The sequence below is a fragment of the Desulforegula conservatrix Mb1Pa genome, assembly GCF_000426225.1.
In the GTDB taxonomy this organism is placed as follows: domain Bacteria; phylum Desulfobacterota; class Desulfobacteria; order Desulfobacterales; family Desulforegulaceae; genus Desulforegula; species Desulforegula conservatrix.
In genome coordinates, this window is record NZ_AUEY01000033.1 from 18,994 (window position 1) to 41,142 (window position 22,149).

16 protein-coding genes are annotated in these 22,149 nt (G+C 39.3%); 9 read left to right on the top strand and 7 right to left on the bottom strand.

From position 1 onward, the window contains the following. Positions 1 to 14: 14 nt before the first annotated feature. Both recB and recC read right to left on the bottom strand, forming a co-directional pair. Positions 15 to 3,653, bottom strand: a complete 3,639-nt coding sequence (gene recB, locus K245_RS0112460) for an exodeoxyribonuclease V subunit beta (protein WP_027359541.1) — start codon at positions 3,651 to 3,653, stop codon at positions 15 to 17. A gap of 3 nt (positions 3,654 to 3,656) precedes the next feature. Further along, positions 3,657 to 6,935 carry an exodeoxyribonuclease V subunit gamma gene (recC, locus tag K245_RS0112465; protein ID WP_027359542.1) on the bottom strand — a complete coding sequence of 1,093 codons (3,279 nt, stop codon included), beginning with the start codon at positions 6,933 to 6,935 and terminating at the stop codon, positions 3,657 to 3,659. Positions 6,936 to 7,215: 280 nt separating this feature from the next. Between recC and K245_RS24275 the strand changes: the two genes are divergently transcribed. The 8 genes from K245_RS24275 to K245_RS26655 all read left to right on the top strand — a co-directional run bounded on the left by K245_RS24275 (position 7,216) and on the right by K245_RS26655 (position 17,225). Continuing rightward, positions 7,216 to 8,433 carry a hybrid sensor histidine kinase/response regulator gene (locus K245_RS24275; RefSeq protein WP_051284089.1) on the top strand — a complete coding sequence of 406 codons (1,218 nt, stop codon included), beginning with the start codon at positions 7,216 to 7,218 and terminating at the stop codon, positions 8,431 to 8,433. Positions 8,434 to 8,632: 199 nt separating this feature from the next. Then, positions 8,633 to 9,982, top strand: a complete 1,350-nt coding sequence (locus K245_RS24280) for an HD domain-containing phosphohydrolase (protein WP_084156267.1) — start codon at positions 8,633 to 8,635, stop codon at positions 9,980 to 9,982. A gap of 37 nt (positions 9,983 to 10,019) precedes the next feature. Further along, a complete protein-coding gene (locus tag K245_RS0112485) occupies positions 10,020 to 10,415 on the top strand; it encodes a response regulator (protein WP_027359543.1) in 396 nt (131 codons plus the stop codon). A gap of 23 nt (positions 10,416 to 10,438) precedes the next feature. Continuing rightward, entirely contained in the window at positions 10,439 to 11,101 is a 663-nt protein-coding gene (locus K245_RS0112490) for a GTP-binding protein (RefSeq protein ID WP_027359544.1), read from the top strand. Next, entirely contained in the window at positions 11,098 to 12,324 is a 1,227-nt protein-coding gene (locus tag K245_RS24285; protein WP_051284091.1) for a sensor histidine kinase, read from the top strand. Before K245_RS0112490 ends, K245_RS24285 begins: the two co-directional genes overlap by 4 nt. Continuing rightward, positions 12,324 to 14,747 carry an ATPase, T2SS/T4P/T4SS family gene (locus tag K245_RS0112500; RefSeq protein ID WP_027359545.1) on the top strand — a complete coding sequence of 808 codons (2,424 nt, stop codon included), beginning with the start codon at positions 12,324 to 12,326 and terminating at the stop codon, positions 14,745 to 14,747. The genes K245_RS24285 and K245_RS0112500 overlap by 1 nt, the downstream gene beginning before the upstream one ends. 74 nt (positions 14,748 to 14,821) lie before the next feature. After that, on the top strand, positions 14,822 to 15,478 hold the full coding sequence (locus K245_RS26650; RefSeq protein WP_051284092.1) for a response regulator: 657 nt from the start codon (positions 14,822 to 14,824) through the stop codon (positions 15,476 to 15,478). A gap of 112 nt (positions 15,479 to 15,590) precedes the next feature. After that, positions 15,591 to 17,225 (top strand): sensor histidine kinase, encoded by a 1,635-nt coding sequence (locus K245_RS26655; protein WP_051284093.1) that lies wholly within the window; start codon positions 15,591 to 15,593, stop codon positions 17,223 to 17,225. Positions 17,226 to 17,277: 52 nt separating this feature from the next. Here the strand turns inward: K245_RS26655 and K245_RS24300 are convergent, their stop codons facing one another. From K245_RS24300 to K245_RS24310, 4 genes are all read right to left on the bottom strand, one after another. Beyond that, the gene (locus K245_RS24300) at positions 17,278 to 18,114 is read right to left on the bottom strand and encodes a response regulator (RefSeq protein ID WP_051284094.1); all 837 of its coding nucleotides are present in this window, start codon (positions 18,112 to 18,114) and stop codon (positions 17,278 to 17,280) included. A 2-nt stretch (positions 18,115 to 18,116) separates the two neighbouring features. Then, a complete protein-coding gene (locus tag K245_RS0112520; protein WP_027359546.1) occupies positions 18,117 to 18,977 on the bottom strand; it encodes an HDOD domain-containing protein in 861 nt (286 codons plus the stop codon). Between the two features lie 272 nt (positions 18,978 to 19,249). Continuing rightward, the gene (locus K245_RS24305) at positions 19,250 to 19,696 is read right to left on the bottom strand and encodes a hypothetical protein (protein ID WP_051284095.1); all 447 of its coding nucleotides are present in this window, start codon (positions 19,694 to 19,696) and stop codon (positions 19,250 to 19,252) included. Positions 19,697 to 19,719: 23 nt separating this feature from the next. Beyond that, positions 19,720 to 20,466 (bottom strand): DUF6901 family protein, encoded by a 747-nt coding sequence (locus tag K245_RS24310; protein WP_156906786.1) that lies wholly within the window; start codon positions 20,464 to 20,466, stop codon positions 19,720 to 19,722. A 1,021-nt stretch (positions 20,467 to 21,487) separates the two neighbouring features. Here K245_RS24310 and K245_RS24315 point away from each other — a divergent pair. Beyond that, positions 21,488 to 21,919, top strand: coding sequence for a GAF domain-containing protein (locus K245_RS24315; protein ID WP_051284096.1), 432 nt, complete (start codon positions 21,488 to 21,490; stop codon positions 21,917 to 21,919). 75 nt (positions 21,920 to 21,994) lie between these two features. Here K245_RS24315 and K245_RS28565 read toward each other — a convergent pair whose 3' ends face one another. Then, a complete protein-coding gene (locus K245_RS28565) occupies positions 21,995 to 22,126 on the bottom strand; it encodes an integrase core domain-containing protein (RefSeq protein ID WP_084156461.1) in 132 nt (43 codons plus the stop codon). Positions 22,127 to 22,149: the final 23 nt, after the last annotated feature.

The following is a 22,149-nucleotide window of genomic DNA, read 5'->3' on the forward strand; positions in this document are numbered from 1 at the left end:
AAATACCTGACTTACTAAAAACCTGATGAGAGTTTTTTAATAAAAGCCTCATCAGGTTTGTGAAAATAAACTCCATTTTTACCTGACTCATCAAGCCCCCTGATAAACAAATAGAAAACTCCGCCAAAATTTTTCTTATACGAATACTCAGGAATTCTCGCTGCAAGATATCTATCAAGGGCAACAATATAAAAATGGTACTGGAGTATATATAATTCGGAAATCATGACGTCATTAAGCTTGGCTGTTGAATATGAGTCGTTTGTATCGCCCATATGATTCGATTTCCAGTCTACAAGATAATATATTTCGTTATGCTCGAAAAGCATGTCCATGAAACCGCGCATAAAACCATTAATTGGCCAGTGATTCAGTTTTTCGAGTTTACTGACAAGTTTCTGGTTAATCTCCTCTTCTCCGCAGTTTCCTGAAAAAGTTTTCGTCAGATCACTTGGAATAAGTTTCCTTATTGGGAAATAGAATCCAATTTCATTGATTCTGGACTCACGTTTGATCGATGAAAGGCTGAAATCAGAATCAACGTCCTGAAGTTTTAATGAAACAAGAACTGTTGCCATTTCCGTTATAATGTCTGCCCACTCCAGGTCGAAACCGAATTCCTGGAGCTTTGTTTCTGCGAGGCTTTTAATAGCCTGAGTGTCTGATTTGAAATCAAGCTTTTCAATAAAAGAATGAATAAAATTCCCTGCTTCCCTTCCCTTGGGAAAGTCAAAAATTGTTTTTTTGCTGTCAGATGACTTGTTTGGTTTTTCATTTATACTGAGTTCGCCTGCTTCAAATTCAGGGATATCAGGATCTATTTTTGGAGAATGCGCTTCTGCAGTTATGCCTGAAAAACTTGATATAACTGTGCCAGATTTGATACGTCTCTCAAAATGTCTTATGAAAAGGCTTTTTTTCTCCTGTTCAAATTGGCTATTAATTGATGGCGCATTGTTCTTTGAGTAGTCAGAAATAAAAATCCTTCCTCCTGACTTTGTACTTAATCCATTCAGTAATGCCATTTTTTCGTTGAAATCTGTTTTCCCAAGGCCCTTTTTCAGATCATCAATACCGTCGTTTATGTTCAATTTGCCTTCATGAAAAAGAAGATAACCCAGAGATGAACAGCACGAGTCTGTGTCTATGGCAATGAAACAGGCATGTTTAGCCCTTGTAAGAGCCACATAAAGGAGTCTTGCTGATTCTGCAAGTTCCTCTGCCTTATGTTTTTTTTGCGTTAATTTGAAATCTGGGTGGGTGACGTCAAAATAAGTGAATGATTCATCGTCATCTGATGAATGGATAACAATGCTTTCATGTTTCATTCTTGAAATGTCTTTTGCAGGAAAAGGACAGAATACAATCGGAAACTCAAGGCCTTTGCTTTTATGAATTGTAATTATCTTTACGGCATCGGCTTCGCTTTCAAGCCTCAAAAGCTCCTCTTCAGAACCACTTGTTTCCGGCAGCATTTTTTCTGAAAGCCATGATATTACTTCATCTGGCGAAAGCTTTTCTGATGATTCCTGATGGTTTATTAATTCTGCAAGATGAAAAAGGTTTGTCAGGGTTCTTTCGCCATCAGGTTCGGATGCAATTGCAGCCATGACTCCTTGCCTGTTAATGGCATTTCTGAACATCTGGCTGAAATCTTTTTTTACCCATACTTCATTAAGTTCCCTGAAAAAAACAATAGCCTTGTCCAGAGCTTTTTCATCGTGGCCAAGTTCTGCAATCTCAATGGCGTTAAGCCCGAAGAATGGGGTCAAAAGAGCTGCTTTGAGTCTGCCCGTGTCAGAAGAATCTGCGACCGCGGCAAGGAGTCTTGACATATAATGCGCCTCAACAGATTTGAATACATCGTCTCCTCCGCTGGAAACAGAAGGGATTCCGGCTCTGTCCAGAAGCCTCTTGATTTTTTTACCTTCACTGTGCCTGCGGACAAGTATGGCAATATCTCCGGGCTTTACAGGTTTCCCTGATATTCTGGCTTTTTCAGAAATCAGCTTTGAAATCCTATCTGTCACATATTCACAAATCAGATTTTCAGGTTTTTTAATGGAATCATTTTTTTTCCCTGCAAATGCGAATATTTCTAAGGGCCCAGCAATTCCTGGATATTCGAAGTCCGAATTGGTTCTTCCATCCGAAGCTTTTGAATTGAAATAATTGATCCCGTCAAAGACAAAGGGATTCTCTCTGTTTGAAAAAATGGAGTTTACTGCCTGAATAAGATCACCGTCAGATCTCCAGTTGGTTGTAAGAGTGTATTTTTTCTCTGCTTGTTCCGACGCTTTAAGATACGCAAAAATATCCGCGCCTCTGAAGCCGTATATTGACTGTTTAGGATCTCCGATGAGAAAGAGTGGTGTCGAGTTTTTGAAGGCTGTAGAGAAAATATCGTACTGAATATGGTCTGTATCCTGAAACTCATCTATCAGAGCTGCCCTGAATCTTTTTCTTAGTGATGCGCAGATTTTTTCACTGAATGGGCCTTTAATGGCATCATGAACCTTCAGGAGAAGATCATTGAAGCCGAGTGTGTTGTTAATATTCTTCCTCTTTTCTGATTCCGAAGAAAAGTACTCCATGAAATCCATTTTTACGCGATTCAGTTCAGCAATATAAAAATCTGAAAGAAGGTCTGATGTGTTTTTCAGATCTTCGCACAGATCGAAAAAATCATGGACAGGCGGATTCTGGCCTTTTTTTGTTTTACCTTCGATAAATGAGCTGGTCAGCTTTTCAAAATCATCGAAAAGAGCTGGCATAGGTGTTTCACTCGAAAGATATTCATCAATGTTTTCAAAAAGCCTTTTTATTATTCCTTCTTTATAGGATGTTCCGTTCAATGTTTTGGATTCGAGCAGACAGCTTCTTATTTCCTTATTTTTACTTTCCCACATGTTTTTTGCTTTTTCAAAAGAGAGCCTGAATTCTTTTTCTGCTTTGATGATCCCGAAGTTATTTGAATCTAAACTGTCTGAATTGTTATGAAAATCCTTTACCGTGACTTTAAGGAATGGCCTGATTTTTGACATGAATTGGGGAATTAATCCTGAAAAGAACTTATTATCCACAAGATAACTGAGGAAGATTTTTGAATCATAAATATTATTCCCAGTATTATTCGCATCTTTTTTGAATCGTGATCTAAGGAAGTCAGAAATTATTTCGGCTTCGAGGTCTGAAAGATCCGGCTCAAGCCGAAAATCAAACATAGAGCCTGTTTCAAAGGCCTGTTCCTGTAAAACTCTTCTGCAGAAACCGTGAATTGTGAATATGGAAGCTTTGTCAAAGGTTCTAAGGGCAATTTCAAGTTTCATTTCCGCGAGTTTTCTTGAATTGCCATCAAGCTGTGACAAGGATTCAGAAAATGAGTCTGTTCCGGATATTGCGCCTTTCTTAAGATGATCAAGGCATTCCTTGAGCCTTTTTCTTATTCTGTCCTTTAGTTCCGCTGTGGCGGCCTCTGTGAATGTTACGACAAGAATGCTCTCAACAGGGAGATTGCTTTCAAGTACAAATCTGAGATAAAGAGAGGCAATGGAGTATGTTTTGCCGGTTCCAGCGCTTGCTTCAATCAGGTTTACTCCTGACAGTTCGCATGTGAAAGGGTCAAATTCCATAAATTTTTTGTCACCGGTCATTTCTTATTTTACCTCTTGAGTTGCAAGGATCACAGGGGTGAAAATATTTACCGCTATTTCTTTGAATTCTTCAGAATTAAAGAAAAGATCCGTAATATCATCTCCAAAGCACAGGTTTTCGTAAAACCCAGGTTCTATGGAAGAATTGAAACCTGAAAGTCTTTTTTCAATTTCACTGTAAAGAGCTTTTGTTTCCTTGTTTTTTAATACTGCTGCTGCGTAATCTCTGGATGTGTCAGGAAGAAAATGAAGGGGCTTCATAAGTCCTTTTTGATAATACTTCAGAAATTCTTGCAGGTGTTTTTCAGCTTCATCCACGCTAATGCACGAAGAACTGATTTTAGAAACTGAACGCTTGGTTTTTGAGTCCCCAAAACCTGCAAGAACAAAAGAATCTGCCTCGCACCCCGCCATTCTGCACGCCAGAAAATCTATCCATGCCGAAAGGAGGATATTAGCGGGATTAATGCTTCCGTATCTTACAAAAATAAGCTTGGATCCAGTTTCATCTTCCCTGATAGACGCATTAACATTGCCATTAAGCGTGAAATTACCAATCTGAAAATCTATTTCAATAATTGCTTTTCTGCATGATGCAAAATCGACAGAGTATTCCACTGCATCAGCCTCAGATTCATATATACTCTGGGTCAGTTCTCCTAAGCTGCCATGTGGAAGCAAACCCTGGGAGCTTAGGATTTTCTGCCTTGATGAGATATTATTTATTTTCTGTCTCAATTCCATATTTTTGCTGAATATCAAGTGGCGTTCAAGTCCTGATGGCATTGATGCTCCCATGATTTCAGATTCCTGGTCCTGAAAATCAAGATTTGCGCCCAGAACATATCTGACTGCATATTCACAAGGGTTTTTCCAGAATTTCTTTAAATCAGCAAGTGATACAGGGCCTTTCAGATGATCATCAAATGGAAGTTCTTTCTCCCAGAATTCTTTTTTTGCATGGTTTTTAGAAATAATTGCAGATGCTGCGTCAAAATACTCCCTGTTAAAGCTAAAAATCCTTTTCTCATTATTCATTTCAAAAGAAGTTGGAGAAAAGCCATGCATCGGATGCTTGATGATTAATTTCTCTGAGGTTTTTTCGTTGGTTTCAGAAACAGTTGATCCGTCAATATAATCCAGAAGCTCTGAAACCAGAACAGAAGGAGGTATTATTGAATTGTCTCTGGCGCTTTGTCCTGTATAGCTTATATAAAGCTTCTCCCTCGCCGATATGATTATGTCGAGGAAAAGCTGCCTGTCGTCTTTTCTTATTGACGGGTCACCAGGTTTTGGCGATTCAATTGTAAGGTCAAAACCAGGAGGATTTTCGTTCCTTGGGAAAGAGTCATTGTTCATGCCAAGAAGGCAAATGACCCTGAAAGGAATGCTTCGCATTGGAAGCATCGCACAGAAAGTAATTCCACCTGTCAGAAATCCATAGCTTGAGGCACTGTCTTCAAGCTCTTTTGAGAGGAACTCGGCTATGATGCCGATGTCAGTTTTTTCATTTATTCCGGCTTTTTCTGCAATATCCTTGAGTTTGAGGAGCTGGCTTCTGATGTTTCTTTTTACAGGCCCTGTTTCGCTGTCATCCATAAACATGTCAAGAAGGTTTGAAAGAAGAACGACCCATTCCCCCACTGTCTTTTTGTTTTCCAATTCATTTATTGCAGATGTCATGGACGACCAGAATCCGAGAAATTTTGAAAGAGCAGCGTAGTTTGACGTCATAATTCCGGGAAGAGGGGATATGCCGCAGAAAGAATCCATATCTTCATCCTGCATGGCTATGCCAAGAAGCAGTCTGTCAATCGCATGGGCCCAGGTGTTTTCCCTGAAACCCGGAAGTCCGAGACTTATTCTTTGCTTTTCATCCATTTCTCCTGAGACTCTTGCGTCTGACAGCCATTTTTTTATCAGGTCAAGATCCTCTCCATCAATCTCAAACTTTGCTGAAACGCATCTGTTTTCAATTATTTCCAGGACTTCATGTCTGCAAAGCCTTGATTTACCCAGTCTAATTACGGACAGAAAGCAGTCAGTCGCCTTTTTTTCTTCTCCGGAAAGCCTGTCAGCCACAGTAAAGGGTATTCTCACACTTGACCCGCCGGATGAGCCGAAAACTGCCTCTATACATGGCCCGTATTTTCCTATTTCAGGAGTCATGACAATAATGTCTGATGGACTGAGGTTTTGATCTTTTTCAAGCATGTCGAGGATTCTGTCAAACAGGACTTCGGTTTCCCTCAAAGGGCTGTGGCATGAGTGAAACCATAGAGAATCGTCGTTTATATCCCATTTATGCCTTGAGTCCTCGTCAGCAGCGGGGTTTTCAAGAAAGAGCATGGACGATTGTATGAAAGACAGAAGGTTGTTGTTTCCTCCGGGGTTATTCCGGACAAATATGTCTTGCTCAACAATATTTTCACGAGCGTATAGTAATTCGAGAAAATCAGAAGAGCTTTCACCTAAGGATTCCAGAAGATCATTGGTCTGCTCAAAATGCATATCAGAAATAATTTCACCTTTTCTTACAGCCGCCTTGCGCTGGCTTATACTTGGCAGATTGCCCCAATATTCCATACATGGACTCAGACAGAAAATGCTCACGTCGCAGATGCCTGACATGGCATCAAGCACATTGATGTAAGAAGGTGAAAGACTGGCTATTCCGAAAATGTTCAGTCGCTTTGGTAACAGCTCAAGATTTAAATTGCCGTTAACAGCTTTTGAAACAAATTCGTTGATGAGCAAGGCTGGGTGCGGGAAAAAATATTCTGATGTGATCATTCTCCATAGTTTTGCCTGCCAGATATCATCACCCCCTGAATCCCATTTTAAAATCAATTCAGGCCGGTAAAAAAGATATTTTTCAAATGCCGTCGCTATATGCCCTGACAGCTGGAATCTTTTAAGCCCGTTTTGATCAGAGCTGCAATAATTTCTTATAATCTCGAATTCATCGCCCAGTTTTGCCGGATTTTCAAGAAGTCTGAAAATGACAAATTTAAGAATATCGTTTTTGAAAGGAGATTTTTCATAATCAAGACCTTTCTGTGCGTGAATTATCTGGTTTATGATTTTTTTGGGGAAGCTGAAATCAATGTTTGCGCAGATGCCTGTTTTGCTGGCTATTATCATGCTAATCCATCTCTCCATGCCCCTTGCCTGAATTGCAATTATTTCGGGAGTGAATGCATCTGAAACAGGTTTTGTCAGCTCCGACGCGAGCATATCGCCAAGCACTTCAGCCTTGTTGCAAAGAAAAAGCCTTATCATTGTTCGTGCTATCCATTAAAGTGTGATTGTCTCGCAAAAAGTCAAAATAAGGCGTCAGAGTCATGCCGGACTTGATCCGGCATCTTTGTATTCACGGTTATCGGACTTTTTGCTATCTTGTCAAAGCTGGCATAAATACATAAATTCTATATTTATTCTATCGATAGACAAAGTTAATGATTTGCTGTATTTTGTTTTCGTAATCTATTATTTGTTTGTCTTATCTTTTTACTCTACTTTTGCCAATTAGCATTTTAACCCCCTTAATAATTGGTCGTCTATGAAAATAATTGTTGCAGAAGATAACAGGGCTTCGGCTGCGCTGCTCAGCAAACTTCTTTCCAAAGAAGGCTATTTTGTCATTAATGCAGAAAATGGCAATGAGGCATGGGAAAAGTTGAATTCGAGCGGTGCAAGGATATTGTTGACAGATTGGATGATGCCGGAGCTCAGCGGTATAGAACTTTGCAGCAAGATAAGAAATGCTGATCTTCCTGGATATATATACATAATTATACTGACCGCAAAAAACGCCAGGGAAGATGCGCTTGAAGGACTTAAGGCCGGAGCGGACGACTACATCATAAAACCATTTGATCGCGAAGAGCTTTTGACAAGAGTCAGAACAGCCGAAAGAATATTATCCCTTGAGGATAGAAATGAAAAAGCCCAGAATCAATTGTTGATTTCTGAAAAAATGGCCTCGATTGGTCAGCTTGCGGCAGGTGTTGCACATGAGATCAATAATCCCGTCGGTTTTATAAGCAGTAATTTAAAAACACTCGGCGATTATCACAGTGACCTTGTGGAGCTTATCTCTGCTTACAGGCATGTTGTAAAGACTATTCTGGGCAACCCGGATTCAAATCTACCGGATTTAAATCTATATGACTTCGCTAAAAAAATAGCCGAGGCAGAAAAACAGATCGATATAGATTATATAATCAATGACATTCATGAACTTGTAAAGGACTGCTCCGAGGGGACGGACAGGATTAAAAAAATAGTCATCGATATGAAGGATTTCGCGCATCCAGGAGAAACAAAACCTGTTATGTCGGATATTAACAAGTGCTTAGAAAGCACCCTCCACCTCGTATGGAATGAAATCAAATATAAGGCTGAAGTCCATAAAGAATTGGGCGCTTTGCCTGAAATAGAGTGCGTTCCCCAGCAGATAAACCAGATATTCATGAATATTCTTGTAAATGCTGCCCAGGCCATCCCCGAAAGAGGTGAAATTCATATTTCCACGGCTAAAAAAAATAACGGCGTGGAAATAACAATAAAAGACTCAGGCTCTGGTATTCCTGCAAATAAGATAGATAAAATATTTGATCCTTTTTTTACTACAAAAGATCCGGGAAAGGGAACTGGTTTAGGCCTCCATGTGGCTTATAATATAATTAAAAAACATGGTGGATCTATTGATGTTAAGAGTGAAGTCGGAAAGGGAACGGAGTTTGTTATATGGTTGCCTTCAAAGATGACTTTATGAAGGATTTATGGTCTCTCAAAAATTCAATATAGGCAACGGAGTCATTACGGATTTGATCCAGTCTGAGGTTTTCAACGGGATAGGTTCCGCCGGAATGACGGTAATCGGATTTTTTACGACTTTGTAAAAGATTGTGATTGAGTGATTTAAAAAAAAGATGGTCGGCCTGACGAATTAAACCTTAATTAGTGAAAGCCATATGGACGACAAAACCAGTTACGCACATTCGATTTTGCTTGTTGATGATGAAGCTTCGATTTTGAAGGCAATGACAAGGCTTCTCAGGAAAACACCATACACAATTCATATATCGAACAGTGGTCAGGAAGCTCTTGATCTGCTTGTCACACTTGACAAAAAGGTTTCAATGATCATTTCCGATCAGAAAATGCCCGGGATGTCAGGTTCAGAATTTCTTGAAAAATCAAGACAGTATGTTCCTGATGCGGTCAGATTCCTTCTTACTGGTTACTCGGACATGGAAACCCTTGTTGATGCTATAAACAAGGGAGGGGTTCAGCGATATATTTCAAAACCCTGGAATGACAATGATCTTCTGCTGACCATAGAGCATGGATTAAGGCAGTATGAGCTTGTCCTTGAAAATAGAAGGCTCATGGAAGTTACTAAAAAGCAGAATGCCCAGCTGCTTCAGGTGGGAAGGCTCCTTGATGCAAAGGTGAAGCAGCGAACGACAGAGCTTAAGGAAAAAACCCAGGAACTTGAGGACTCTTTTTACAATATAATCAGATCTTTCTCTGCTCTTACAGACACATTTTTCCCTGAGGATTCCGGACATGGCCGAAGAGTGAGCGCCCTTGCCAATGAGATTGCAAGAAAAGCTGGCGTAGAAGGCGAGGAACTCCGGAACATTGAAATAGCCAGTCTGTTACATGACATAGGTAAAATAGGGATTTCAAAAAGTCTGGTCAGCCCTTTTCAGGATCACATGAGTCCCTCTGAAAAGGCAAAATATGTCAAGCACTCTATGGAAGGATTTCTGATACTTAGATTCATTCCTCAGCTTGAGAAGGTGAGCCTTTATATAAAATCCCATCATGAGAATTATGATGGAACAGGTTTCCCTGAAGGTCTTGCAGAAGACGAGATTCCATTAGGATCAAGAATTATAGCTGTTGCTGATGCTTATGACAGAATTGCCGGAAAACCTGAAAAAAACGAAAATCCTGTGCTTCAGGAATATGAAAGAGCAACGGGACGGACTTCAGATCATGTAGAGCAGTCCGAGATGGCCCATCAGGCTGCAATATATTATCTTAAACAGAACGCCTTTTCTCTGTTTGATCCGAACATTATTAAAATACTTCTCGAAATTCTTAAAACCCAAGGCTTTACGTTCCAGGAAGAAAAGAAAATGCAACTTGAAAAACTGGAGCCCGGAATGGTGCTTACAAGACCATTATATACAGTAAAAGGCCGTTTTTTACTTCCATACAACACAACCCTGACAGCTTCTGTGATCAGTAAGCTTATTTCCATGAATGACAGTGATCCAATTCAGGAGCCTGTTTATGCCGCGACGTATTAGCCTTGGATGACTTTATCTGAACTATTTGGGATCAAGCATGAACGAAATTAAAAGTGAATCGCCTGCTATTCTGATCGTTGATGATGAAGAAATTATACTTAGGGTGCTTTCAAGGATTTTGAGGAAAGAACAATTTCAGATTCATACGGCCCTGAGTGGTTCACAGGCTCTTGATATAATAAAAGATAATCATATTGACATGATTATTTGTGACCAGCGTATGCCTGAAATGAGCGGCAACAAGTTTCTTTCAATTGTTAGCAAAGAAAAACCGGAAATAATCAGGACCATCTTCACAGGCTATACAGAGGTAAATTCAGTAATCGAGGCTATCAACAAAGGGCAGATAGCCAAATTTTTTACAAAGCCCATCGACAATGATGAACTCATCCGTGAAATTAAAGAACTTCTTAAAGCCCACAAAAAAATCTGAAAAATTAAACCCGGAGGTTTTGATTGGCTGAAATACTTGAAGCTGAAAAAAAACTGATCATCAAAATAGTCTATTACGGGCCTGCCCTAAGTGGGAAGACCACTAATCTGATGCAGATGCACGACCTGATTTCCCCTTGTGGACGCGGTGAGCTAATGACCCTTGAGACAAAGGGTGACAGAACCCTGTTTTTCGATCTTTTGCCCATTGTGGCAAAAACGGAATCCGGCTTTAGCATCAAGCTCAAGCTTTTCACTGTTCCTGGTCAGGTTGCCCATGATGCCACCAGAAAAGCCGTTCTTTCCAGAACTGATGGAGTTGTATTTGTTGCGGATTCTCAACTGAGCCAGTCTGTAAATAATTTTGAGAGTTTTGAAAATCTGGAAAAAAATGCGGAGCGTGTTGGCATTGAATTTGATTCCCTCCCACTTGTCATCCAGTTTAACAAGAGGGATTTGAAAAACATTCAGTCTGAAGAAGAAATTATGTCCATCTGGTCACCAACCGGGCTTAGCGTGAGAATGGCATCGGCCATCCAGGGCAAAGGCGTGGCAGAGACTTTTTCGGCAATTCTTTCATCTACCTGGATCAGGTTGAACCAGACCATGAACCTTGCCTGTGATTTCGGTATATTGGAGAGACATTTCTTGTCACTTGTTCCTGATATAGACAGGAGTTTCCCATGAGCATCAATATAGAAATGGATTTTTTTGACAGGGAATACGGGCTCAGCGATTTGCTTCCCCTCAAAACCCTCGGAGATTTTTTTGATAAATTATCTTTGGAAGGTTGTGAGATAAGAATATCTTGGCCTGACGATAAAACATATTTTGAGACCAATGGGTTCAGAAAAAAAAAAGACTCAGGGATGCACGCTTTTACTGCTGCAATTCATCATGATTCCGAGCATATCGCAGATCTTTCATTTTACGCGAAGGAGGGCGCCGATGCCTTGGATTTTTGTTCATTTATGGCTCTTTGTATTGAAAAAATGATGGGGTTTCAGGAAAAAATACTCATGACATCAGGTCTTCATGGCCAGATTGTGGAATCTTCGTATGCCGAACTTGTGGAAAAAAATCAAATGCTCCTTGAATCAGAGGCAAAATACAGAAATCTTGCAGAAAATCTTGAGGTGGAAGTTGAAAAAAAAGCTCAAAAGATAAAAGCAGCACAGGCGAGACTTTTGCAGGCCGAGAAATTAGCCGCCATAGGAAGTCTGGCAGCTGGGATGGCTCATGAAATCAATAATCCCCTCGGATTTATCAGCAGTAATCTGAAAACTCTTTGTGGATATGTTGAGGAATTAACAACAAAACAAGCGGATCAAAAAAATATAGAATTTATAAGACAGGACGCAACGGATATAATGTCTGAAACCGTGGAGGGCCTATCCAGGATACAGAGTATTGTGAAGGATCTTAAGGTGTTTTCCTCAATAGATGCTCCTGACGTTGTTCCTACTGATATTAATCGCTGCATAGATGCGACTGTCGGCATAATTGACCATCTTCTTGGTCCCCGAATAAAAATAGTAAGAAATTACGGGCCCATCCCTGAGCTGTTTGTCAATCAAGGCCAGATAAACCAGATGATTATGAATATACTAATGAATTCTATCCAGGCCATCGAAGGTGAAGGCACAATAACAATAAAGACAGGGTTTTTCACAAAAGACAGCTCGCGAGTGAAAATCATAATCTCAGATACAGGGCCTGGCATAAAGGAAGAATATATTGATAAGATTTTTGATCCTTTTTTTACGACAAAAGACGTTGGCAAGGGAATGGGGCTTGGCCTGACAAATGCTCGTGAAACCGCAAGAATGCACGGAGGAGATATCGCTGTCAGGAATCTGCCGGAGGGAGGCGCGGTCTGTATAATTTTAATTCCGGTAAAGGCTAATTAATGTCAAGACTAGCTTCTCTTTTTCTCAAGGATAAACCAGAAGGCGAACTACCTGAAAATTCGGAGCCAGATGAGGATATAAAAAACTCTTCAGCTCATTACAGGATAATGTTTGTTGACGACGAACCCAATGTCCTGAAATCCATGCGCAGAATATTCAGGCAGGAAAACTATGAAATCTTCACTTATGAATCTGCTGATCAGGCTCTTGTCCAAATAGCTGAAAACAAACCTCATGTGATTGTGTCTGACTTCAGGATGCCTGGAATGAACGGGGCCGATTTTCTTAAAAAAATAAAGGAACTTTATCCCCAGACCATAAGAATCATGCTTACCGGACATGCTGACGTTAATGCAGTGATGGGGGCAATAAATGAGGGCGCCGTATATAAGTTTATCACAAAACCATGGGATGATAATGATCTCAGGTTGAGCATAAGTCTGGCTCTGGAAAAGTTTGAACTGGTGGAAGAGAATAAATCTCTGAAGCACCAGGCTGAAATTCAGCAGAAGGAAATTCAGAAATACAGCAAATTTATAGGCAAACACAGAAGCCAGCTTGCCAGTTTTCTGCTTCAGGAAAAGATAATAAGTCAGGCTGATTTTGACAAGGCTGTGTCTTTACAGGAAAAACAAAACCGCCTGATGCCTGGTATCATAACTGATCTTGGGCTTGCGAGCCCAGATGCCATAGTCAAGGCTTTTGTGTCCAGGCTGAAGATAAATCAGGCTGAGCCGGCACAGTTCCAAATACTTCCGGCGATTTCAGAGCTTGTGCCGAAATCTTTTTGTGTCGAAAATTCACTTGTGCCGCTGAAAAAGAATAATCGTCAACTCATAGTTGCCATGGCAGATCCCAGTGACTTTATGAAGGTTGATGACCTTAAGTTCATAACCGGTCTTCAGATTCAAACAGTGGTTGCCAGGGAGAAGGAAATCCATGCAAAAATAAAGGAAATCTACGGAGAAGACGATTCCCAGCTTTCAAAAGCCATCTCGGCAATGGATCTAACTGATCCGACAGAAAATATTGAAATAGTAATTGAGGATGAAGATGAAGAGGCTGATCTTGAGGAACTTCTTAAAGCAAAGGATCTTCCTCCTGCAATTAGAATCGTAAATACAATAATTTCTGACGCTCTTCGTCATGGAGCATCAGACATACATATCGAGCCAAAAACTAAATATGTCATGGTGAGGTATCGTATAGATGGACTCTTGTATGACAAGCTCCATATTCCAATCCATATGCATCCGTCTATGGTATCGAGAATAAAAGTAATGAGCGAGCTTGACATATCAGAAAGAAGACGCCCACAGGATGGCCGTATTACAGTAAAAAGCTCCACCCGGTTTGTTGATATGCGTATTTCAACCCTTCCCACCATAAATGGTGAAAAAATAGTAATGAGGGTACTGGACAAAAACGCAGCCATACGTGATTTGAAAGAGATTGGCCTTTCTGGGAAAAATATCGAAATATTCATGTCCTTCATAAATCAGCCCCAGGGCATACTTCTTGTAACAGGCCCGACCGGAAGCGGCAAAACAAGCACGCTTTACGGTCTTCTTAACGCAGGAGCGAGCATTACAAAAAATATCGTAACCATTGAAGATCCGGTTGAGTACTATATGAGCATGGCTGAACAGGTGACAGTCAGGCACAAGATTGGTCTTAGTTTTCCGATCGTTCTAAGGGCAATACTCAGGCAGGATCCGAATATCATCATGCTTGGGGAGATAAGAGACTACGAGACTGCAGAGGTCGCTTTTCATTCCGCCCTTACAGGGCATCTTGTGCTCAGCACCCTGCATACAAACAGTACGATAGCAACAATAACAAGGCTCAGGGACATGGGGGTTCAGGCATATGTGATAAGCGAGGCCATGATCGGTATAATAGCCCAGAGGCTTGTCCGAAAAGTATGCACAAAATGCAGAGTCGAGGATATTCCTGATGAAAAGCTCCTTGCAGCTTTGAAACTGACAAAGCACGATGGCCCTTTTTATAGAGGAGCCGGATGTGATGAATGTATGCAAACAGGTTTCAGCGGGAGAATAGGGCTTTTTGAGGTTTTGCCCGTGAGCGAGGAAATCAAGAAAAGCATACATAAAGATGTTACTGAATCCGAACTTAAAAAAACTGCAAAATGGTTCGGAGTCCAAACTCTTTATGATGATGGACTTGAAAAAATCAGGGAAGGGATTACAACCTGCGGAGAACTACTTAGAGTTCTTGGTCCGCAAACCAGTTTAAGCTTTCAGTGTCCGGAATGCAAAAAGGATATTGAGGAAAAATATCCAAACTGCCCTTTCTGCGGATTTGAAATTATGCCTATTTGCTACTCCTGCGGGAAGATTGTTGAAAAAAACTGGAAATTTTGTGCGCATTGCAGGGCGGCCTTAAATAACGTCAGTAGGTAGATTAACCTTTTTTATGCGATAACATCTTGGCTAATACAGAAATAAACATTCATATAAAATTAAGGAGTTGAAAAATGGACGAGTTTCAGAAGTCAAAAATTATTTTTATAGACGATGAAAAAAACATCCTGAATGCCCTGAAAAGACTTTTCCATAAAGACTCCTATGAAATGTATTTTTTTGATGACCCCAAAAAAGCAATTGAGGAAATTGGGAAAATACAGCCTGCTGTTATCGTATCTGATCAGAGAATGCCCGGAATGAGCGGAGCACGGCTTCTTGAGTCTGCAAGAATCATCTGTCCTGATGCAATCCGATTGATTCTGACAGGGTATACGGATATGACGACTGTTATTGAAGCCATAAATCTTGGGCATGTGAACCGGTTTATATCAAAGCCCTGGGATGATGAACAGTTAAAGGTGGAAATAAACGATGCGGTTCTGATGTACCATCTTGAAAAGGAAAAATTGTCATCAGTTATAAATTCTGCTGCCAGTGAACATGGATCTGTTGAAAGAAAAAAAGGAATAGCTCAATTGGCCGGGGCTGTATGTAATGAAATGGATAAGCCTCTGCAGGTCGCAATAGGCTTTACTGATATTTTGTTGGGCGAGATAAATAATGACAGCGCTCTTAAGCCTTTTGCAGAAAATATTAAAAAGGAATTGAGCAAAATGGCTGAAATAATGAAAAAAATCATGCTTATAAAGTATGAAGGCGGCCAGTAGGTATATAACCCATAGCTTTTGTGAGGTTAACGTGAAAATTTCCCACAAGTTGGTCATTACAATTATTCTATTTTTTTTAGCATCCGTTTTGGCAACTTCGGCTGTTGTCTTTATGGCTTACGACAAAAGGGAAATGAATGAGTTTGAGATTAAATGTGAATATCTTACCGAAATTACATCTTTATCTTGCAAACGCAGGGTGTGGGATTTAGATCTTGCTAGTATTGGTGATCTTGCTCAGGCTCTAATGCATGAGAGCACTTTATATGCTTTTATTGTTTCAAACGGAGACAAGGTCGTTTTCGGAATAATGAAAGAACCATTAACAGGAATATCCCCGAATATTCCGCTTTCAATGATCCCTCTTAATTCCGAAAACTATGATTCAGTCAAAATAAAAAAAATGGAGTTTAACGGACGGGATATTGGTGAAGTACGGCTTTATTTTTCCACAAAAGAAATAAAAAAACGAGAAATAGCAGTAATCTGGTTTATTTTATTGATGTTTGCTTTTTCAGGCGGAATTCTTCTGGTGCTTGTTTATTATTTGATAAATATCCAGATTATGAGGCCTATCAATGTTCTTGGACTTCTTAATGAAAATCTTTCTTCAAAATTTATTGAGCTGAAATCTAATCTTGATGAAGGATCATATGAAAAAATCATCTCCATAAATGACTCTGTTCCCGAAATGTTTATAGATGAAGTTGAAAAATACAGGGCAAAGAAAGACGAGATAGGATCTCTTTTCAGAGCCTTTGATATCATGAAGAATTCCATATGCACTGCTACAAATGTTGTCGCAAATATTTCTTCCAAGCTTATGGAGGTAAATGAAAAACTTGAAAAAATAGTCGATATGCGCACCAAGCTTCTTAAAAAATCAAATTATAATCTAAAAATGGTCGTTGCAAGACTTAAGCAGACCCAGACTACAATGGTACAGCAGGAAAAACTTGCATCAATTGGCCAGATTGCGGCAGGAGTCGCCCACGAGATTAATAACCCCACAGGTTTCATAATGAGTAATATGGGGTCTCTTTCCGGTTATGTGAATGATATCGTAAGTATAGTAAATGCTTACAGGAAAGCCTCTGATTTAGATAACCCTGATGAAGTGAAGGCTGCATTGGAAGAAGCAGGAAAACTTTCAAAAAAACTGGATCTTGATTTTCTTATATCAGACATAAAAGATATTATTAAAGATTCTTCAGAAGGATCTGTACGCATAAAAGACATTGTTGATAATCTGAAAAATTATGCAAGAATTGATAACAATCAAAGTCTGAGTTCCATAAATATAAACGAATGTCTGGAAGTTACCCTGAAACTTCTTGGAAATGAGCTTAAATATGATCTGATTGTTTCAAAGAATCTGGAAGACATCTCATTTGTTCAGGGCCACAGCGGACAACTTGCCCAGGTTTTCACAAACATAATTGTTAACGCTTCCCATGCCATAAAAGATCAGAAAAGGGATCAGCCTGGTCATATATCAGTCAAAACTTATGATAAAGATGATTTCGTCTGGTGTGAAATAGAAGATGATGGGCCAGGAATACCGGCAGATATTATGCAAAAAATATTTGAACCGTTTTTTACAACAAAAGAAGCAGGAAAAGGAACTGGCCTAGGTCTGAGTATTTCTTTTGATATTATTAAGGCAAAGCACAATGGAGATATCTGGTGTGAATCCACTGACCAAGGTACTAAGTTTATAATAAAATTGCCGGTACACCACGAATAAAAATTGAGGCTTACCCCTGTCATTTTCTGTCACGGTATTTTTTTCGGGGATATCAAGGCTCCACCTGCTTATAGTCATGAAACGATATAACGGCTCCGCTTCCTTTAAAGCGTCCTGACATAGGTGTTACCATAATATATCCTGATTCTTTTTCTTTGATGCATTCTGATTTGTTCTGAACGCCTGAATTAAGATAATCAATGATTTTCAGAGCAAGTTGTTCATTAAGAATATCTGAAATAGAGCACCCAATGCTAATGGTATTATTTTTAATTTCAAGGCTTTGTGCTGATTTGTTCATTAGTACGACCATTCCGTCAGGATCAATTCCTATGACCGGTATAAAAAGATCGTCGAGTACTGTTTGGGATAATTCGAGGGCATGGTTTTTTATTTCAAGGGCCAGAGTTCTGTCTGACACCATTTTTTCCAGCTTCTCATTTATCATCTTCAGCTTTTTATTCTGTTCAAGAACAGTTGTGTGAAGTTTTCTGTTGGCTTCTATCAGATCATACTGATCCAAGGCCTGTCTTATCTCAAGAACAAGACTGCTGTCGTTCCATGGCTTAAGAAGAAATTTGTATATATGCCCCTTGTTTATGGCTTCTGTTATAGAGTCTATATCCGTATAACCTGAAAGGATTATTCTGATTATATCAGGATAAACATTCATGACCCTTGAGAGAAACTCTGTGCCGTTCATGCCTGGCATGCGCTGGTCGGAAATTATGAGCTGAACAGCTTCATTTTTTAGAATCTCAAGGCCTTCAGCTCCGGAGTTGCCGGAAAGAATATTGTAGTTCTCATTTCTAAGAAGGCGTTTTAGTGCACTTATTATGTTTTTTTCATCATCCACAATTAGTATGCTGTGCGACTTGGACTCCTCCAAAATTATCTCCCTTCCATAAAGAATTCACACGCTTCATTAATTTCTGCCCTGATCGACGGATACCATGAATTAATGTTTGAGGTTTGGGGCTTCATTTTAGCAATTGCATCTTTATGTATGCTGACAAGAAATTTTTTGTTGACTTTACCGTCTGTCTGAAGGGCGTTTGCAAGCATATTGGCCATATGGACAATCAACACAAGATTGTAATCCGAACAAGAGACAGATGGTTTTTCATGGTAACGGATTGCATGAACCATTAATTCCGGAAGTTTCCATTTCTGTGCAAGAATTCCCCCAATTAGAGCATGTCCTGCTATCTGCCGATCTTCTTCAGCTTGAAAAAACAGTTCATTGGAAACCTGGAGTCTTTCCCATACATCTTTGAATTCTTCCTGAAAATGCTGGATCATTACTATCTTGCCTATATCATGCAGGAGTCCTCCGAGAAATGCCTCATCAGGCTGGGCAAGCTCAGACTGTTTTGCCAGCTCTTTCCCTATTATTGCCACAGATATTGAGTGCTTCCAGAAATCTTCAATATTAAGTCCTTCAATTGATTTTATCCCGCAAAAGGATTTAATTACTGAAACTGAAACAACCACGTTTCTCACAGTGCTGAAACCCAACAGCATCGCAGCTTCCCTGACATTTTTAACCTTGAACCTGAGTCCGAAAAATGCCGAATTCGATAATTTAAGAAGTTTTGTGACTATTGCCTGATCCTTTTCGATGACCTCGCACAGAGAATCAATAGAAACATCGTCGTTCTGGAGCATTCTATTCACCTCCATGGCAATTGCCGGCAAAGTAGGGAGGTCATTAATGCGCTCAAGTTTTTTTAGCATTTCTGATTTAAGCATAAGATGTCCAGCGACCCAATGGATAAAAAATATGAATATTTGTAACTATTCACCAAATATGAAATTCAAGCTTTTAAAAGGACGCTTTTTTGAAAAAAAGCTTGGCAAAAAACTTCAGGTTTTGGATTTGTTGCCTGAATCCGTAGTGCATAACTTTCTTAAAAATATCATAAAAAAGTTTTTGGGAAAGGTTTGGAAAACATTTTTTACAAAAAGGGTTTTCCAAGAATAAAGCCATCCCTAAAAAAAACTAACTGAATAGTTACGAATATTTAAGTAAAAAACTGTGAAATCTGTTCGAGTAAATTTTTGTCGGAAAGCAATCCATCAATAACAGTACCGCTTTCTCCGCGTATGTATCTGAGGATTTCCAAACGCCCCCTGTCTTTTGGTATGCCATTATTCATGAGAATTTCCAATATTTTATCGAATTCATCACGCTTGATTTTTCCTGTTTCAGATTGATTGCGTCTATTTTGGAATTCTTCCATCAATGTAGATCCGCACGGGCAGTTTCTAAAGAATTCAAGTATTGTCTGGCCATTATCATCTAATGCCTGTTTTATACCGGTACTCTTGCCAATTTGAATGGTTCTTGCGAAGAAGTCTTCAGGTGTATTGAACACGGAGCCACATGAAGCACATTTTTTGGGAAAACTTGATTCCGAAAGAGTTTTAAGCATAGAATAAAGTTCATGTATATCATCATATTCTGACATAAGCACCCACTATTATAAATAAATCACCCAAGATACGGAGAAAAAATAGGTTTCATTTCCTCAAGCTTCATATCTATTATATCTGGAATTGCCTTTGCGAAAAGATCAAGCAGAATAACAGCATTCACAAGAGAGTCTGCTTTTGCTGCCTCTCTTAGCCTTGCAGCAACAGCCATATTGACGATTCTTAAATTCTCATAAATTTTTTTTAGCCCTGATAAATCAAATTCAGCGTCAAGACCTTCCGATTTTCTTAGATACTGGGCAATCATATACATGCCAGTAGCTCTGAATACTGTTTCATCCTCTGTTGCAAGAGGCAGATGAAACCTCGCCATGGGCTTGAAATAAACAGTGTGAGGACATCCGCTGACTGCTATGAGAAGTCCGAGAAGAGAACTTAGTGCTCTTTGAACGCTTGTCTTTTTTGTTATAGTTCTTTCTTCTGTTGTCACAAGCAAATCCACAGTCTCGAACGACACTATTGTGCTGAATCTTGCGGCCGCGCAACCTAATGTAGACATCATAGGGCATAAAGGAGTTTTGTGCGATGATAGAGAACAGTTTGGACATTGTTTGAAATCAAGTCTATACCACGCAGGCGTTACATCAGTGTCGCAGGATTCTGTAGTGTATTTTTCACCGTCAAAAATAATATTAAATGACTCGGTTTGGCCTTTTGGCAACATAAATTTGTAATTAATAAATGGCTGCATGTTCATCCTGAAACTTGCATAGATGTTTTTTGAAACTCTCAGCGCATATTTCATGACTGAAATCTGTATAACCGATTTTTTTTGATATTTTTTAGGGTCTTGCGAGTATCACTATTGTTTTTTATCTTTGAATTGTTTTTTTGTTCTGGCGGGATCTGCCTGATAAGGTTAACAAATTATCATTTACTTATTGAAATCCTAACCGCCTATTATAATTTGGCTATGTTCCCCCAAGTCCCCTCAAAATCTTTATGTTTTTATAATTATCAGACGCAAATGCCCTAAAGTTGTGAATGCACTGTCTAATTATCTGAAAGTTTTTGCGGAGCGACACGCCGGCATTTGGATCAATGTCGTATTACGAGCAAAGGACGCTCTAATCCGACCTAAGAATTGGATTTTTTTAATGACAATTTAACCATGCAAGGCACTCACTATCAAAACTGTGTCGTTAAATGTCCTTATGATTCCTATCTGTCTTTGGTTTTTAAGGGGTACATTGCCTCCCCTGAGGCCGCTTTTTTATTAAAAGTATTAGCTTTTTATCGGAATAATAAAGTATTCCACACTTAACTGGATCATAGCCTAAAATTAACCAAATATTTTGATACTAAGTCCTAAATTTTCAGAAGAGTGTGTGGGACTGGATAGTCAAAGCTTACAAGGGCTAAAAAAACCGGTGCTGTCATCCCTAAGCAGGCTGTACCCATAAGCAACTGAAAATAATGGAACCGTATCAAGCCAGGTATGGCCATGGAGCTTTATTTCTATTTGTTGCGAGTCCGTCCCATTCTCTTCGTATTTTTTTACTTGAACCATATTCTATTACTTAACAGATAATACTATTTTAAAAAAAATAATTCTGGTATTTATTTAGCATTCCCAATTATTACTTATAAAAATTGATGATTTAGAAAAAAAACAGAAAATGGCTTATAGAAGTCATGCCGGGTTTGACCCTGTTTCAAACACTTCCGGATTCCGGTTTTCACATGGACAGGCCCCGTCGGAATGACGAAAACCGGACTTTTTGCGACATTGTCAAAATTTACATTTCATCTTGTATGGAGTTAATATGAATTTCTCCTCTAACGCTGCTTCTTTGCCAAATATTCCAAAAGCTGTATTCGAAAAGTGGCAGAACATAGTTTCCTTAATCTCAGTACTGATTAATGTCCCTGCCACTCTTATCATGAGAATTGTAGAATCAGATATTACGGTTTTTGCTTCAAACCATAACAAGCACAACCCTTATCATATAGGAGAAAAAGAGCATTTGTCTGGTTCTGGTTTATATTGTGAAACTGTAATAAAAACAAAATCAGGGCTTCTTGTTCCAAATGCCCTTAACGATGAAAAATGGAAAAATAATCCCGATGTCAAGCATAATATGATTTCGTACCTGGGATACCCTGTTTTGTATCCTGACGGCACTCCATTCGGAACAATATGTGTGCTCGATAATAAAGAAAATAAGTGGTCGGTTTTGATTGGACAGATTTTCTGAAAATATAAGTGAAAATCCTATCAACAAATCCTTATATAATTTTGACCTCTGTGTCTCATATTTTTAATAAAAGCTTCAAGCGGCGATTGGAATTTCCAGACCTTCAAAATATGTTTTATCAGGCGTATTATTCTTAAAGCTCTGGTGAGGCCTTTTTGTGTTGTAGAACCTCAGATAATCGCCAATTTTGTGTCTCGCTTCTGACATGCTTCCATAGGCCTTCAGATAAA